Origin of the sequence: Corallococcus terminator, assembly GCF_049194865.1 — a bacterium.
Lineage (GTDB): Bacteria > Myxococcota > Myxococcia > Myxococcales > Myxococcaceae > Myxococcus > Myxococcus terminator_A.
Window position 1 is genome coordinate 79,998 of record NZ_JBLZWL010000096.1, and the last position, 15,572, is coordinate 95,569.

Here is a 15,572-nt window from a genome sequence, read left to right on the forward strand (position 1 = left end):
CGCCGTCCCGCGCCCTTCGCTTCCGTTCGCGCGCGCACTGGCTGGATGAAACCGTGAGCACACCTGACAGGCGTCCCGTTCCCCTCTTCGCGATTCTCGGTGTCGTTGCCCTGCTGGCCGTCGTCGGAAGCGTCGTGGCGTTCCAGCGCGGCGCTTCGTCGTCCGCGCCGGTGGCCCAGGCCGCCGAGGCACCCGAGGCCGCTGTGCCCGCCGCGCAGGGCCGCACCGTGAAGCATGTCCAGGGGACCTCGGTCGTCCCGCTGAATCCCCAGCGCGTCGTGGTCTTCGACCTGGCGGCCCTGGACATCCTCCAGGCGCTGGAAGTGAACGTGCTCGGCGTGGCGGGGGAGCAGTTCCCCCACCACCTGGCGCCGTTCGCCGACGCGAAGTACCCGCGCATGGGGACGCTGTTCGAGCCCAACTACGAGGCCCTCCACGCCGCGAAGCCGGACCTCATCATCACCGGGGGGCGCTCCAGCGCGAAGTACGCGAACCTGTCGAAGATCGCCCCCACCGTCGACCTGCCGATGAGCGGGACGAACTACATCGACACGGTGGTGGCCAACACGGAGCTCTTGGCGAGCATCTTCAACAAGGAAGAGAAGGGCCGCGCGCTCGTCGCCGACCTGCGCGCGTCCATCGCGAAGCTGAAGGAGACGACGGCGACGCGGGGCAAGGGCCTGGTGGTCCTCGTCACCGGAGGCCGCATCAGCGCCTACGGGCCGGGCTCGCGCTTCGGCGTCCTCCACGGCGACTTCGGCGTGCCCGTCGCCGCCGAGGGGCTCAACGCGTCCCTGCATGGCGAGGTCATCGGCTCGGAGTTCATCCGGGAGAAGAACCCCGACTGGCTCTTCGTGATTGACCGTGACGCGGGCATGGGCCAGCGGGGTGGGGCGCAGCAGGTGCTCGACAACGAGCTGGTCCAGCAGACCTCGGCCTGGAAGTCGGGGCAGGTCGTCTACCTGGACCCGATGACCACCTACCTCATCGGAGGTGGCATCCAGGCGGTGGAGGCCCTGCGCCGTCAGATTGAGGAAGCCTACGCAGCGCGAGCCCGGTAGGCTGTCCGGGTCGTGAAACGCTTCATCGCCGCCGCCGCCGTCATCGCCCTGCTGGCCCTGGTCAGTCTGTTCATTGGCGTCAGCAACGTGTCGTGGAACTCGCTCTTCTCGCCGAGTCCCGATGAGCGTGCCCTCCAGGTGCTGGTCATCAGCCGCATCCCCCGGCTCCTGGCCGTCATGCTGGTCGGTACGTCGCTGGGCGTGGCGGGGCTCTTGATGCAGATGCTCGCGCGCAATCGCTTCGTGGAGCCCGCGACGGCGGGGTCGGCGGAGTCCGCGAGCCTGGGGGTGCTGGCCGCCACGGCCCTGGCCCCGCAGCTCCCCGTGCTCGGCAAGATGCTCGTCGCGGCTTGCTTCGCCCTGGCGGGGACGGCGCTGTTCCTGCTCATCCTCAAGCGCATCCCCCTGCGCTCGGTGCTCATTGTTCCGCTGGTGGGCCTGGTGCTGGGCAGCGTCTTCGATTCGGTGACGACCTTCTTCGCCTATCGCTTCGATTTGCTCCAGTCCGTCAACGCGTGGAAGACGGGAGACTTCTCCACCGTCCTGCGCGGTCGCTACGAGCTGCTCTGGGTGACGCTGGTCCTCACGCTGGGCGCCTATGTGGCGGCGGACCGCTTCACCGTCGTTGGCATGGGGGAGTCCTTCACCACCAACCTGGGACTGCGCTACTCGCGCATCGTCGCGTTGGGGCTGGTCATCGTCTCCCTGGTCACCGCGATGGTGGTGGTCACCGTGGGAATGGTTCCCTTCCTGGGGCTGCTGGTGCCGAACGTCGTCAGCCTGTTCATGGGCGACAACGCGCGCAGGTCCATTCCCTGGGTGGCGGTGGGTGGCGCGGGCTTCGTCCTGCTCTGCGACATCATCGGCCGCGTGGTGCGCTTCCCGTACGAAATCCCGGGGGCGACCATCGCCGGAGTCATTGGCAGCGTGCTCTTCCTCTTCCTCCTCCTGAGGAGGGATGCCCGTGTCGGCTGACGGCCTCGTGGTGGTGAGGCGGCCCGAGCGCACCCTGCTCATCCTCGGGTGCGTGGCGGCGGCCTGCGCGGCCCTGTTCATGCTCATCGACGTGGGCGGACAGTGGGACTTCGTCCTGCCGTTCCGAGGGCGGAAGCTGGCGACGGCGCTGCTGGTGGGCTACGCCATCGCTGTCTCCACGGTGCTCTTCCAGACGGTGACGGGCAACCGCGTGCTGACGCCCGCGATTCTCGGGTTCGACAATCTCTACGTGCTCATCCAGACGTGCCTGCTCTTCTTCCTGGGCTCCAGCACGGTGGTGAACCTGGACCCCCGGCTGCTGTTCGGCGTGGAGGTCCTCATCATGGTGGCCTTCTCGGGGGTGTTGTACTGGGGGCTGTTCGGCGGCGCGCGCAGGAGCCTTCACCTGGTGCTGCTGACGGGCGTGGTGCTGGGGGTGCTGTTCCGGAGCCTGTCGTCGTTCCTCCAGCGCCTCATCGACCCCAACGAGTTCATCTTCCTCCAGGACCGCTTCTTCGCGAGCTTCAACAACCCGGACCAGGAGCTGCTCGTCGTCTCGTTCCTGGTGACGCTGGGCGTGTCCGTGCTGGGCTTCCGGATGCTGCGCATCTTCGATGTCCTGGTGCTGGGGAAGGAGACGGCCATCAACCTGGGCGTGGACTACCAGCGCACGGTGGCGCTCATCCTGGTGCTGGTGGCCATCCTCGTCTCCGTGTCGAGCGCGCTGGTGGGGCCGGTGACGTTCTTCGGCCTGCTCGTCTCCAACCTGGCCCATGCGGTGGTGCGCACGTACAAGCACGCGCTCATCCTGCCCGCCGCCGCGCTGGTCGCCGCGGTGGCCCTGGTGGCGGGGCAGGTCGTCCTGGAGCACGTCTTCGCGTTCGACACGAATCCGCGCGTCATCATCGAGTTCGTCGGAGGGCTGGTGTTCATCACGATGCTCATGAGGAAGGCCCCGGGATGATCGAGGCGAAGAACGTCACCAAGCGCTACGGCACGACGCTCGTCGTGGACGACGTCTCCCTGCGGCTGCCCGTGGGCGGCATCACCTCCATCATCGGCCCGAATGGCGCGGGCAAGTCGACGCTGCTGTCGATGATCTCCCGCGTGCTGCCCATGTCCTCCGGCAACGTGCTGGTGGATGGGCTGGACGTCGTCACCACGCCGGGAGACGTGCTCGCCAAGCGGCTGGCCATCCTGCGTCAGGACAACCACCTCACCTCGCGGCTGACGGTGCGCGAGCTGGTGACGTTCGGCCGCTACCCCCACTCCAAGGGGCGGCCCACGGTGAAGGACCAGGAGCACGTGGAGCGGGCGATCCAGCACATGGGCCTGGAGGCGCTCTCCGCGCGCTTCCTGGACGAGCTGTCGGGAGGCCAGCGCCAGCGCGCCTTCGTGGCCATGGTGCTCTGCCAGGACACGGACTACGTCCTCCTGGACGAGCCGCTCAACGGCCTGGATTTGAAGCACGCGGTGTCGATGATGAAGCAGCTGAGGACGGCCGCGGACACGCTGGGCAAGAGCTTCGTGCTGGTGCTGCACGACCTCAACTTCGCGTCCTGCTACTCCGACCACCTCATCGCGATGCGGGACGGCAAGGTCGCGTTCCAGGGGCGCTCGGAGGACATCATGCGGCCGGACGTGCTGCGGGCTGTCTATGACTTGGAGATCGCCATCCAGCAAATCAATGGCGATTGGATTGCCACGCACTACCGCTGACGGGGCCGGCCGGGCCCTGGGGCGCCGTCAGTTGCGTCCCCACACACGGGGGCGGGCGAAGCGCAGGAAGCCACCGGCCTCTTCCTGACCAATCGTCTCCGCCTCACCGCCGAAGTAGCGCGCGCGAAGCTCCACCAGCTTCGCCTCCAGCGCCTCTCCGGACAGCTCCTTCGCCAGCGCCTCCCGCTCCGCCATGTACTTCGCGCCCGCGTCCCAGCGCGAGTCCCGGCTCTGGTCCAACGCGTCCCAGCGCTGGAGCGCCTCGTCGTCCAGGCCCATCTCCTTGCGGACCGCGCGCAGGTTCTTGGCGCGCTCGTCGGCCGGCATGGCGCCCAGGTCCGTCTGCACGGAGGGCAGGTCCAGGAAGCGGTTCATCAGCTCCTGCTGGTGGCGCTCCACGTAGGCCGCGGCCTGCTCCCCGTGCACCTCCTGGAGGCGCTCCTTGTAGGTGGACAGCTTCTTCTCCAGGCTCACGCCTTCCTGCGCGCCGAGCGTCCGCAGCGTGTCCGCGATGGCCTGGTTCTTCCGCTCCGACACCCAGATGCGCTCGGCGTTCTCCTTGCCGAAGAGGCGGTGGCGCGCGTCCCACGTCGCCGCCCGGCGCTGCGTGTCGGTCAGCCCCCGCAGGTACGAGTCGCTGTCCTTGACCCACTTCTCGTAGTCCACGCGGTTGCGCAGCATCGCCGCCAGCGTGTCGTAGTGCTCAGGGAAGTTCGCCTTGAGGAAGGCCAAGAGCTCCTGCTCCCAGCGGTCCGGGAAGCGCTCCTGGAAGAAGCGCATCAGCTCCTCCACCATCCGTATCTGGAGATACGGCTCGTGGAGCTTCGCCCCGTACTTCTCGCGCAGGGACGTCGCGAACGCCTCCAGCTCCTCATCCCCGGCACCGCGCGCCGGCACGGGGGCGGGCATCACCGGAGGCGGCGTGACGGCCGAGGGGCTGGTTGTGCCAGGTGTCGTCGGTGCGGCTCCCGGGGGAGCGGGCGTCGTCGCGGGTGTCGCGACCGGGACCGTCGCCCCGGTGGGTCTGACGAGTCCCCAGCCCAGCACCCCGCACGCCACCGCCACCGCGCCCACCAGCAAGACCTTCGTTCGCTGTCGCATGCATCAACTCCCTGTGGGCACGGTGAAGAACGCCGGGAGGCCAGGTGACGGCCCTCCCGGCGATGAACGGCTCAGCGCGGGGTCAGTCGACCTTCGCGATGTAGTCGATGATGGCCGCGTAGAACTCCATCTCGCTGAACGTGTCGGGCCCCAGGCCGATGACGTCCAGGTGGTCCTGGTTGATGACGCTGGACATGGAGGTCGACTGCAACGAGCTGGGCGCGTTGATGTTGGACACGTAACCCAGCGCGGAGTCCTGGGCGATGAGGTCCGAGCCCAGGCGCTCCGTGTAGCGCAGCCGGTAGCCCATCTGCTGCGAGTTGATGCCCACCAGGCCGTCGTCGTCCTGCTCGGCCTTGTTGCCGTCACCCTTGCCCCAGGCGCCGTCGTTGTCGCAGTCATCCACGCAGTAGCCGTCCCCGTCGATGTCGAACAGGAACTGACGCACCAACCACAGCGCGGGATTCACGCTCAAGCCCTGCTGCGCGGTGATGAGCGACGCGTAGTGGGACGCGTAGGACGCGTTGATGGGGTTGGCGATGTTGAAGGCCTTGGCGCCCGTCGTCTTCCCGTCGTTCGCGTCCGCGTCGTTGTAGATGAGCGCCTTCACCGCCGCGTAGCCGTCATTGCCCGGCGCGTAGACGATGTCGCCATAGAGGCGGAACAGCGCGTCCAGCACGCTGGTGATGCCGGGCCCCAGGTCCAGGATGTACTTGGCCACCGGCGAGCCGCGGTGAGGCGAGGACACGCTCACCAGCGCCTTCACCACCGTGTAGCCCTTGCGCTCGCGCAGCACGCGCGCGGCCTTGCGCACGTCGAAGCCGCCCTGCGAGTGGCCCACGAGATTCACATAGGACGAGCCCGCGGTGGCCATGAAGCCCTCCACGTCATTGGCCAGGTCCAGGCCGCGCACGTCGGAGTTCTGCACCGGCGCCACCGCCGCCGCGAAGGCGCGCTGCCCGCTGTTCAGGCCGTCGTTGCACGACACCTCGAACAGCTCGTTGCACGGGTCGCCCACGAAGGTGCCGTAGTCATCTCCCCAGTAGTCGTACCCGAGGATGTCGTCGAAGCCGCCCAGGCCGTGCGCGAACACGACGGGGTAGGTGGTCTTCTCCGCGGCGGTGGCCGGGCCTACGACGCCCAGGACACCGAGCGTCAGGACTGCAAGGAACAGCGGCTGTTGCTTCATGGGGGACTCCTGTCTTTGGGAGGAACGCCTGCTGCAACCGATGCACGTCGGAACAGAACCTCGGGAGCCGGCCTCACGAGGAGGCACCCCTGCGGCGACTCAGCCCATCCCCACAACCGAGCGAATCCCGAAGAACGAGAGATCAGTGCCTCAGGATTGATTCCAGAGTCAATACGTCGCGTCGCGTCAGCCCTACGGGACGAGTCGTCTGTCTGGTGGCGCACTGCGTTGTCTGTGATTGCGCGCTGCGCTGTATCAATGCGTCAATTATTGCGCGTCGCGTCGCGACTCGAGGCTCGCGAGAGAGACACGGGACGCCCGTCAGGGCTTGCCGCGCACGACGCGGGGCAGGCCCGCCTGGGCGTAGGTGCGCTTCTCGCGCAGCAGGCCGCCCTCCCAGTGCAGGACATCCACGCCGTACCAGCCGAAGTCCCTGCCGTACGCCAGGCGGTAGAGCCACTGCCGGGGGCCGGGGGCGCGGGTGAGCTCGTGCTGGCAGCGCCAGCTCAGCACCACCTTGCCGGAGGCCGCGTCCACCACCACGTCGTCCGTGAGGAAGCGGATGCGGCCGAAGTCGCCCCGGAACTGCGGCGCGAAGGCGGCGCGCACCTGCGTAAGGCCCCGGCAGTGCTTGCCCTCGAACGTCACGTAGAGGGCGTCCGGCGCGAAGTAGCCCATCACCGCGTCCAGGTCATCGCGGTTGAAGGCGTCGGTGAAGTCCAGGACGCGCTGAATCAGCGCGTCCCGGAGTGGGTCGCCCCCCGTCGCTCCAGCGGGCTTCGGGGGGCTCTGGCTCACGGCTCCACCGGCGTCTGCTGGATGCGCCAGATTTCTTCCGCGTACTGCTTGATGGTGCGGTCCGAGGAGAAGATGCCGGCGCGCGCCACGTTGATGACGCACTTGCGCGTCCAGTTCTCGGTGTCCTGGTAGACGCGGACGACCTCGTCCTGCTTCGCCGCGTAGGCCGCGAAGTCCGCCAGCACCAGGTAGCGGTCCTCTTCCAGCAGGCTGTCCACCAGCGGCTTGTAGAGGGCGCGGTCCTCCGGAGAGAAGAAGCCGGTGGAGATGAGGTCCAGCGCCTCGCGCAGCTCCTGGTTCTTCTCGTACTCGTCGCGCGGCCGGTAGCCGGCGCGCTTGCGGGCAATCACCTCGTCGGCGGTGAGGCCGAAGAGGAAGAAGTTCTCGTCGCCCACCGCCTCGCGAATCTCCACGTTGGCGCCGTCCAGCGTGCCCAGCGTCAGCGCGCCGTTGAGCATCAGCTTCATGTTGCCCGTGCCGGAGGCCTCCATGCCCGCCGTGGAGATCTGCTCGGACACGTCCGCCGCGGGGATGATGCGCTCGGCCAGGCTCACCCGGTAGTTGGGGGCGAAGACGACTTGCAGCCCCGTCGTCCCCGCGTCGCTGTTGACGACTTCGGCGATGCCGTTGATGAGCCGGATGGTCAGCTTCGCCAGGTGGTAGCCCGGCGCCGCCTTGGCGCCGAAGAGGAACGCGCGCGGGTGGATGATGGTGCTCGGGTCCCTGCGCGCCCGCATCCACAGCGCGACGATGTGCACCGCGTCCAGCAGCTGGCGCTTGTACTCGTGCAGGCGCTTTATCTGCACATCGAAGATGGCGTCCGGGTTGAGCCGCACCGAGCGGATGTCCCGGATGTGGTTGGACAAGTCCTCCTTGTTGGCGCGCTTCACCTCGCGGAACGCCTTGCGGAAGACGGGGTCCTCCGCGTGCGGCTCCAGCTCGCGCAGCTTGTCCAGGTTGGTCGCCCAGCCCTCGCCGATGCGGGACGTAATCAGCTGGGACAGGCGCGGGTTGCACCACGCCAGCCACCGGCGCGGCGTCACGCCGTTGGTCTTGTTGTTGAAGCGCTCCGGATACATGGACGCGAAGTCCGGCAGCACGTCCCGGCGCAGCAGGTCCGTGTGCAGCGCGGCCACGCCGTTGATGCTGTGGCTGCCCACCACCGCCAGGTGGGCCATGCGAATCTTCTTCTCCGGGCCCTCCTCCACCAGGCTCATCCGCTTCAGCTTCTCCTGGTCATAGGGGTAGCGAATCTGCACCTGGCGCAGGAAGCGCTGGTTGATTTCGTAGATGAGCTCCAGGTGCCGGGGCAGCAGCCGCTCGAACAGCGTCGCGGGCCACTTCTCCATCGCCTCCGCCAGCAGCGTGTGGTTGGTGTAGCCGAACACCGCCTGCGTAATCGACCACGCCTCTTCCCAGCCCAGCCGCTTCTCGTCCACCAGCACGCGCATCAGCTCCGCCACGCCGATGGCCGGGTGCGTGTCGTTGAGCTGGATGGCCGCCTTCTTGGGGAAGTCCCTGAAGTCCGTGTGGTTCTTCAGGTAGCGCCGGACGATGTCGGCGATGGAGCACGCGACGAAGAAGTACTGCTGCTTGAGGCGCAGCTCCTTGCCCGCCTGGAACGCGTCGTTCGGATAGAGGACCTTGGAGATGACCTCCGAGTCGTTCTTCTCCACGACGGAGCGCTCGTAGTCGCCCGCGTTGAAGAGCAGCAGGTCGAACTCCTCGGACGCGCGCGCCTGCCACAGCCGCAGGGTGTTGACGGTGTCATTGTGGTAGCCCGCAATCGGTGTGTCGTAGGGGACGCCCACCACCGTCTTGCCGCCCACCCAGCGCGCCACGGGCTTGCCGTCCGGGCCCTGGTGGTGCTCCACGCGCCCGAAGAAGCGCACCGGCACCGCCTTCTCCGGCCGGACGATCTCCCACGGGTTGCCGAACTTGAGCCACTCGTCGGCGCGCTCCACCTGGTAGCCGTCGACGATGTCCTGCGTGAAGATGCCGAACTCGTAGCGGATGCCGTACCCCATGCCGGGGTAGCCGAGCGTCGCCAGCGAATCCAGGAAGCACGCCGCCAGCCGCCCCAGGCCGCCGTTGCCCAGGCCCGCGTCAGGCTCCATCTCCAGGAGGTTGGTGAGGTCCACCCCCACCTCGCGCATGGCCTCGGACGCGGCGTCGTGCATGCCCAGGCTCAGCAGGTTGTTTCCCAGCGCCCGCCCCAGCAGGTACTCCGCGGACAGGTAGTAGGCGCGCTTGACGTCCTTCTCGTAGTACGTGCGCGCGGTGCGGACCCAGCGGTCCGCCAGCCTGTCGCGCACCGCGAGGGACAGCGCCATGAAGCGGTCATGCGCGGTGGAGGTCTCGTAGTTCTTCCCGCGCGAGTAGCGCACGTGGTCCAGGAAGGAGCGGCGCATGGACGTCGCGTCGCGCCCGGTACGACCGCTGTCGTCGTTCGAGGTCGACGCCGAGGGACGGGGCTGCGGAGAAGCAGAGGCGGGAGAGGCCATGTCGCGAGAGGTCTCCATCCGGGTGTGACTTCGGGTGGGAAGGGTGATGCGGGGTGTCAGGGTATCGCAGCCTTGGCGGACCTCGCATGGGAAAGCGCGGAGCCAGGAAGGGGGTGGATGCTCCCTGGCAAGGACCTGGGACGTCCAGGAGCGATGCGGGACGTGTGTCCATCCGCCCGCTTTCCCACAGCGCGCGCGTGGAACGGGCGCCCTTGAGCGGCCGGTTTGATGTAGAAATCAACGCTCATGGCCTTCCCGAAGAATGACTTGGACCAGCGGCTCGCGCTGGTGCGGCCCGAAGACACGGTCCGCGGCCTCATCTTCAACGCGGTGCTGACGCTCGCGGAGAGGCAGCTGGGTCCGGACACGGCCGCCCGGCTGCGGGAGCCGCTCTTCAAGCGCTCCCCGGTGGACTTCTTCTCGTACTCCGCCGTGGACGCCATCCGGTTGCTGTACGCCACGTCGGAGGCGCTCGAGAAGGCGGGGCGCTTCAGCACCCAGGAGGACGCGGTGCGCGCGTGTGGTGCCGCCGCGGTGACGGGCTTCTTCTCCTCCACGGTGGGCCAGACGCTGACGCGGCTGATTGGCAAGGGCGACCCCAAGCGCCTCTTGTCCAACGCGCCCACCGCGTACTCCACGCTGGTGAGCTACGGGCGCCGGGACTACACCGTGGTGACGGAGCGCCACGTGCGCCTGTCCTTCCACGGCGACATGCAGCCGGTGCAGTTCCACGAGGGCGTGCTCCAGGAGGCCCTGAAGGCCATCCAGTGCAAGGGCACCGTGGTGGGCACGCCGCACGGCTACTTCGCGGCGGACTACGACATCGTCTGGGAGTAGTCCGCCGTGCCTGCCCTGCCTCGAAGAAGGCTCAGGGCGCCGCGGGGGCCTGCCCGGCGACGGCGGCCACGGACACGGCCTCCATCTGTCCGGCCAGGTCCTGCGCCTTGGCGAGGAAGTCCGGCAGGAGCGTCTTGGGCAGCGGGTCCGCGCGGGGGAACTGCTGGTTGAGCGGGTTGGTGTACCCGCCGCCGCGCTTCATGCCGAAGTGCAGGTGTGGCCCCGTGGAGCGGCCGGTGTTGCCCGAGTAGGCGATGACCTGCTTCTGGCTGACCCGGGCGCCCGCGCGCACGCCCTCGCCCAGCTTCGACAGGTGCATGTACTGCGTCTCGAAGCCGTTGGCGTGGCGCAACACCACCATGTTGCCGGCCGCGCCGGCCCAGCCCGCCTGCGTCACGGTGCCGTCCGCCACGGCCCACACGGGCGTGCCGATGGGCGTGCCGTAGTCCACGCCGTTGTGGTTCTTCAGGTACTGGAGCACCGGGTGGAAGCGCGAGCCGAACTTGCTGGTGACGTGCGCGTACTTCAGCGGGCTCTTGAGGAAGGTCTTCTTCGCGCTGGCGCCGTCCGACTGGAAGTAGTTGGGCTGCCCGTCCGGGAGGACGTAGCGGTAGACCTTCTTGGGGCCCACGAGGCCTCCCTGGTACTGGGCGGCGAGCACCTCGCCGTAGCGCAGCACGCGGCCCTTGGAGACGAACTTCTCCACCAGGGCCCGGGCGGTGTCGCCCTTGCGCACGTCGCGGTAGAAGTCGATGTCCCAGGCGAACACGTCCGCCAGCACCATGCCGATGGCCGGGTCCTCGCCCGCGTCCACCGCCGCCTCGTAGAGCGACGTCTGGATTTCGAGCGAGACGACGGACACCTGCTTCTCCACTTCAATGGAGCGCTTGCTGCCCACGTACTTCTCGCCGTCGCGGCGCACCTGCCACTCGTCGACCAGGCTCTGGCGGTAGTCGAAGAAGTCCAGCTCGCCGTCGCGCAGGACGATGCGGAGCTGGTCCCCCACGCGGGACTTGCGGAAGTCGAACACGCCTTCCAGTGCGGAGATGACCGCTGTCACCTGGGCGTCGGGTAGCTGGGCCTCATGCAGCGCGCCCGCCAACGTCTGGCGCGGTTCAATCCGGCGGTTCTTGATGTCGTACCGGACGGCGGCCTCCGAGGAGGAGGACACAGTCAGCAGGGCGGCCAGGGCGAGGAGGGGGGCAAGTCGCATGGGGCGGGGAGCGAGTGTAGTGGACACCCGTGCCCCTGCCCAACTGGCGGCTCTGGTTTTTCCCGTGCCTGCCTGCCCGGCTGCTTCGCTCCGTCGTCAGCTCCGGCGTCGGCGGCGGGCCGTGAGCAGCAGCGCGCCGAGCAGTCCCAACGGCCACGCGAGGCCCGTGCCTCCGCCCCCGATGCTCGTGCAGCCGGTGTCCTGCCCCGGGCGCTCGGGCGGCTGGAGCACGCGGCCGGAGTCGTGCCCCGCGTCCGGCCCCGCGTCGGGTTCGGGCTCGGGGTCCGGCCCCGCGTCGGGTTCAGGCTCGGGGTCCGGTCCCGCGTCGACGACGACGGGCCGTGGCCGGATGATGACCTTCACCACCGCGGAGTCGGAGAAGTCCGCGTCGCTGACGGTCAGCTCGAACGTCAGCTCCGTGTCCAGCGCCACGGTGGGCGCCGTGAAGTCCGGCTGCGCGGTGTCGGCGCCGAGCAGCGTCACCGGAGGCCCCGAGCGCTGCGCCCACGAGAATGTCAGCGTGTCGCCGTTCGGGTCGGTGCTCCCCGAGCCCTCCAGCGTCACCGGGTCCCCACTGAAGACGGTCTGCTCGCCCCCGACGAGCGCCTTCGGATGGCAGGTGCCGACGTCCTCGGCGAGCTTCAGGAAGGGCGGCTGGGTGGCCCCCTGGACGGTGATGTTGTCGACTTCCCAGCCGTGGGCCGAGAGCGCCACGGCCGAGCCCAGCCGGAAGCGCAGCTTCACCGTGGTGCCCTGGAGCTTCGTGCCGAAGTCCAGCGTGACGGTGTTGGTGTTGGGCCAGGAGGGGTTCCTCGCCACATACGCCAGCCTGCCGCCCAGGTTGTTGCCGGTCTGTGTGTCGAGCGTTCCCGAGTAGGCCACGGTGACCAGCTCGCGAACGTCCCTCCACTCCATATCGGTGCTCCGGCGGAACTCGATGACCCCGCCGTTCCAGTAGCGGACCACGCCGGTGTGCTCGTTGATGCGGTAGGCGAAGGAGTGGCGGTGCTCGAAGGTCAGGCTGAGCCGCCCACCCGAGGGGACCTCGAGCGCGGGCGTCTCCAGCGCCGTGTCCGCGAAGTCGTAGGCATCCTGCGCGAACCAGAGGCGCTCCCCTTGAACGCGCGGCGAGTCCTGGATGCGCCAGGCCTGGTCCGCTCCGCCCTCCAGCACCTGGGCGTTCCAGACCGTCCTGTGGCCTTCGACCTTGTCCGTCACGGAGGGGGCCAGGTCGTAGTTGAGCTGGGCGGTGCGCTGCTCCGTGCTGGAGGGCTGGCACGAGGTGGGGATGTCGAGGACGACGTCGTAGAGCGCGGTGCGGGCCCCCACCAGGGACGCGGCGAGCTCCACGGGAATCAGCACCTCCTTGCTGGAGAACGGCTCCACGACGTCCACGAAGACGGTGCCTCCCCCGGGGAACAACAAGGCGGGCTCGTTGCTGGAGGCGCTCACGCTCGCGCCCGTCGCGGCGGCCGGGCCGTGATTGACGAGCTTGACCACGATGTCACCCACCTCCGCGGCATCGAGCACCCCGTCGTCCTTGTCACACGAGCGCCTGCCCTCACGAAGCTGGACGCTCTCCACCCGCAGGTCGGATTGGACGTCCTGGGCCTCCACGAGCTCGCTGAAGCTCACGGAGTCACGAGGAGGCGCCACCGCGCAGCTCCCAGCGCCGCGCTGGGCGAAGGCCTGGGCCAGGAGGAGCATGTCCTCCAGGTCCTCGGTCGCCACGGCCATGAGCAGCGCGTCCCGTTGCTCCGTGAAGGTGGCGTCCATGGGCGCCGCCTCCATGCCGGCGACGACGTAGCGGGCCATGCGGCGCTGGGCCTCGGCGAACGAGGGGATGCGCGGCGAGGCGCCTCGGCTCTCCTGGAGCAGGGCCAGGTAGCCGTCAAAGAGCATGCTGGCCCAGACCTCTCCGGCGTTGTGCATCTCGGAGTTCTCCACCCCATTGGCGCGCACCGGGTGGGTGTCGGGCAGGGGGAAGTCATCGGCGATGTGCCGGAACCGGAGCGCGTTTTTCGTCGCCGTCCGTGAGTACGGGACGCGGCGGACGCCGAAGTAGGGGCTCTGCCCCTGGGCCTGGGCCGCATAGCCGCCGACCGCATACGTGCCGTCGAGGTCATCTTCCTCGCGGACCATCAGCTGGAGGGCCGTGAAGTCGCTCCAGCCTTCACTCATGGCGTCGCATTGCGCCGTCACACAATCCGCCAGCCGATGGAACAGCACGTGCCCCCACTCGTGGGCCACGATGGTGTTGTCGAGCGTGCCATCCCGCTCGATGCTGGCGACGCGCCGCATGTCACCGCGCAGCGCGCCCTGGGCGAGCCGTGCCTTGAGTGCCTGGCCCTCCGCGTGGGAGAGCGACAGCACGGGGAGCGTGGGATTGGGCGCCGGGTCCCCTTCGTAGAGGGTGGGCGCGGGGGCCCCTGGGATGTGATTGATGACGATGAGGCCCGCCGCGTGGGCCAGCTCCGCGTGGAGGGCCTTGCGCTCGTCCGTGCAGGTGCCTCGCTGGACCACGAGGATGGCGCCCTCGGCGTTGCCGTTCACCAGCGGCTGACAGCCGTCCTCCTTCGGCGCCTGGCCGTCATCCGCGAGGACGAGGAGCGCCTCCTGGGTGAAGTCGCGCGCGCCGAACGTCGCCTTGCCGGTGGAGTAGGAGGTGCCGTCGACGGTGAACGAGCGGACCTCGGGCGTCTCCCAGAGATAGAACTCCAGCCGGGGAGGGAGGCTGTCCGGAGGCACGTAGGCGAAGGCGTTGTTGCGTGCCCTGGCATCCGGCCCCTGGTTCTGGGCCTCGGCCCGCAGGGCGTCTCCTTCATATCCGCCGCGCCCCAGGTTGTTGTCCTGGGCGTTGCCCGCGAGCTCATTGAAGCCGGCGCGGTAGTAATAGTCGTGCAGCCAGTTGGTGGTGTAGAAGAGCTGGACCACCGCCGCGGCTGTCTGTGATTGAGAGGCCAGGGGCTGGAGGTCGGGGTCGTACTGATAGGGGAAGTCTCGCGTGCCGGCTGGGAGGAGCGCCTGGACGTCGTTCCCCGCGGGCCCCTGGGAGTAGCCGTCCGGACTGTAGTGGTCGGCATAGGCCCAGACATTGTTGCCCCGGGCCTGCGTCGCGTTCGCCGGCAGCCACGGATCCACCGTCAACGAGGGGGCGGGGTGGACCAGTCCGTCCACGAAGACCTGGCTCGGAGAGGTGAAGCCGGGCTCCTGCCCGTCCGGCAGGCCCGTGGGATGGGGAGAGTAGTCGCTCTGTGGACTGTCCAGCGGGACACCCTGGGAATCCGCCCAGACGCGGTACGAAAACACGTCATGTGAGATGCGATTGCGGCGATGGAGCACGCGGCCATCTTCCGTGTGCAGGAGATAGCCATACCCTTGCGGGTGTTCATCACCCGGACGTTCGGAGAGCAGCTCCACCGAGTGCGCCGGGAGCAGCTGCCCGCTGACGGGAAGGTACACCTGGCGGACCTGGGCCGGAGTCACCAGCGAGACTCCAGCGCCCTTGTTCACGTTGGCGGGCACGAAGTCGAAGAGCGCCGCACCCGCCCGGGTGTGGTTCCGCTCGCGGACCTCGCCCGCCAGGGATTGGCCAGACAGGTCTTCCAGGGCGCGCAGCACCGCCTCGCCGGGAGACTGGCGGAGCCGGGAGAGCGCCTGGGTGTCATCGGCCCGTTGCAGGGCGCGCTCCACTCCGCGACTCAGGTGGCCGGTGAGGCCCACGAGCCCCAGGTCCCGGGTCATGAGCACCTTCAGCTCATTGCGCACCACCTCCAGGCCCGCGACGCGCTGCCTGAAGAACACGATGAACCCACCGCGCTCCAGCTCGTGCACGCGATGGACATACGCCGCGCGCAGGTCGGCCGGGGACAATCCATACAGCGACGCCTGCTGTTCGAGGTACCTTCGCGCGGCCTCCTCGGGGGTGTCATGGGGGGAGCGCGAGCGCGACGGAGCGCGCTCGGCCCACACCATCGTCGGGGTGCCTCCCTTCACGTCGCGGGAGACGACCGCGACGGAAGGGGACGGCGTGGTGCTCCCGACCTGCTCACGCGCGTCGGGAGCAGCTCCCGGGGGGACCTCCACCGCGCACCCCGCGCCTATCGCCAGGGCACACACCACGATGGAGACACTGCTCAGAAGACTCTTGCCCACTTGACCCCCACGGGTTCACT

At 68.6% G+C, this 15,572-nt stretch carries 12 protein-coding genes; 6 read left to right on the top strand and 6 right to left on the bottom strand.

Annotation, left to right across the window (positions count from 1 at the left end; all coding sequences use genetic code 11):
* The first annotated feature begins 53 nt into the window (after window positions 1-53).
* From ACN469_RS29420 to ACN469_RS29435, 4 genes are read left to right on the top strand one after another with little or no spacing between them, the layout of a single operon-like run.
* Complete coding sequence (locus ACN469_RS29420; protein ID WP_498773131.1) at window positions 54-1,061, top strand: siderophore ABC transporter substrate-binding protein; 1,008 nt, start codon at window positions 54-56, stop codon at window positions 1,059-1,061.
* Between the two features lie 12 nt (window positions 1,062-1,073).
* Complete coding sequence (locus tag ACN469_RS29425; RefSeq protein ID WP_498773133.1) at window positions 1,074-2,036, top strand: ABC transporter permease; 963 nt, start codon at window positions 1,074-1,076, stop codon at window positions 2,034-2,036.
* Window positions 2,020-3,000, top strand: a complete 981-nt coding sequence (locus ACN469_RS29430) for an iron chelate uptake ABC transporter family permease subunit (protein WP_498773135.1) — start codon at window positions 2,020-2,022, stop codon at window positions 2,998-3,000. Before ACN469_RS29425 ends, ACN469_RS29430 begins: the two co-directional genes overlap by 17 nt.
* Window positions 2,997-3,755 (top strand): iron ABC transporter ATP-binding protein, encoded by a 759-nt coding sequence (locus ACN469_RS29435; protein WP_253994661.1) that lies wholly within the window; start codon window positions 2,997-2,999, stop codon window positions 3,753-3,755. The genes ACN469_RS29430 and ACN469_RS29435 overlap by 4 nt, the downstream gene beginning before the upstream one ends.
* A 27-nt stretch (window positions 3,756-3,782) precedes the next feature.
* Here the strand turns inward: ACN469_RS29435 and ACN469_RS29440 are convergent, their stop codons facing one another.
* The 4 genes from ACN469_RS29440 to ACN469_RS29455 form a co-directional block, all read right to left on the bottom strand.
* Entirely contained in the window at window positions 3,783-4,856 is a 1,074-nt protein-coding gene (locus ACN469_RS29440) for a hypothetical protein (protein ID WP_498773138.1), read from the bottom strand.
* A gap of 82 nt (window positions 4,857-4,938) precedes the next feature.
* Window positions 4,939-6,045: an esterase/lipase family protein gene (locus ACN469_RS29445; protein ID WP_498773140.1), complete on the bottom strand. Its 1,107-nt coding sequence runs from the start codon at window positions 6,043-6,045 to the stop codon at window positions 4,939-4,941.
* Between the two features lie 321 nt (window positions 6,046-6,366).
* A complete protein-coding gene (locus tag ACN469_RS29450; RefSeq protein ID WP_498773142.1) occupies window positions 6,367-6,843 on the bottom strand; it encodes a YybH family protein in 477 nt (158 codons plus the stop codon).
* Window positions 6,840-9,254 (bottom strand): glycogen/starch/alpha-glucan phosphorylase, encoded by a 2,415-nt coding sequence (locus ACN469_RS29455; protein WP_498773144.1) that lies wholly within the window; start codon window positions 9,252-9,254, stop codon window positions 6,840-6,842. The genes ACN469_RS29450 and ACN469_RS29455 overlap by 4 nt, the downstream gene beginning before the upstream one ends.
* Between ACN469_RS29455 and ACN469_RS29460 the strand changes: the two genes are divergently transcribed.
* Window positions 9,253-9,375 (top strand): hypothetical protein, encoded by a 123-nt coding sequence (locus tag ACN469_RS29460; RefSeq protein WP_498773146.1) that lies wholly within the window; start codon window positions 9,253-9,255, stop codon window positions 9,373-9,375. The two genes, ACN469_RS29455 and ACN469_RS29460, sit on opposite strands and share 2 nt — an antisense overlap.
* A gap of 218 nt (window positions 9,376-9,593) precedes the next feature.
* The gene (locus tag ACN469_RS29465; protein WP_498773148.1) at window positions 9,594-10,184 is read left to right on the top strand and encodes a TIGR02265 family protein; all 591 of its coding nucleotides are present in this window, start codon (window positions 9,594-9,596) and stop codon (window positions 10,182-10,184) included.
* A 31-nt stretch (window positions 10,185-10,215) separates the two neighbouring features.
* Here ACN469_RS29465 and ACN469_RS29470 read toward each other — a convergent pair whose 3' ends face one another.
* Window positions 10,216-11,397 carry a M23 family metallopeptidase gene (locus tag ACN469_RS29470; protein WP_498773150.1) on the bottom strand — a complete coding sequence of 394 codons (1,182 nt, stop codon included), beginning with the start codon at window positions 11,395-11,397 and terminating at the stop codon, window positions 10,216-10,218.
* A 96-nt stretch (window positions 11,398-11,493) separates the two neighbouring features.
* Window positions 11,494-15,552, bottom strand: a complete 4,059-nt coding sequence (locus tag ACN469_RS29475) for a M36 family metallopeptidase (RefSeq protein ID WP_498773152.1) — start codon at window positions 15,550-15,552, stop codon at window positions 11,494-11,496.
* Window positions 15,553-15,572 lie beyond the last annotated feature (20 nt).

What these genes read in the sequence shown, in the direction of transcription:
- ACN469_RS29430 (WP_498773135.1), top strand. Translation starts at nt 2,020, where the DNA reads ATGCCCGTGTCGGCTGACGGCCTCGTGGTGGTGAGGCGGCCCGAGCGC.
- ACN469_RS29435 (WP_253994661.1), top strand. Translation starts at nt 2,997, where the DNA reads ATGATCGAGGCGAAGAACGTCACCAAGCGCTACGGCACGACGCTCGTC.
- ACN469_RS29440 (WP_498773138.1), bottom strand. Translation starts at nt 4,856, where the DNA reads ATGCGACAGCGAACGAAGGTCTTGCTGGTGGGCGCGGTGGCGGTGGCG.
- ACN469_RS29445 (WP_498773140.1), bottom strand. Translation starts at nt 6,045, where the DNA reads ATGAAGCAACAGCCGCTGTTCCTTGCAGTCCTGACGCTCGGTGTCCTG.
- ACN469_RS29460 (WP_498773146.1), top strand. Translation starts at nt 9,253, where the DNA reads ATGGACGTCGCGTCGCGCCCGGTACGACCGCTGTCGTCGTTCGAGGTC.
- ACN469_RS29455 (WP_498773144.1), bottom strand. Translation starts at nt 9,254, where the DNA reads ATGCGCCGCTCCTTCCTGGACCACGTGCGCTACTCGCGCGGGAAGAAC.
- ACN469_RS29465 (WP_498773148.1), top strand. Translation starts at nt 9,594, where the DNA reads ATGGCCTTCCCGAAGAATGACTTGGACCAGCGGCTCGCGCTGGTGCGG.
- ACN469_RS29470 (WP_498773150.1), bottom strand. Translation starts at nt 11,397, where the DNA reads ATGCGACTTGCCCCCCTCCTCGCCCTGGCCGCCCTGCTGACTGTGTCC.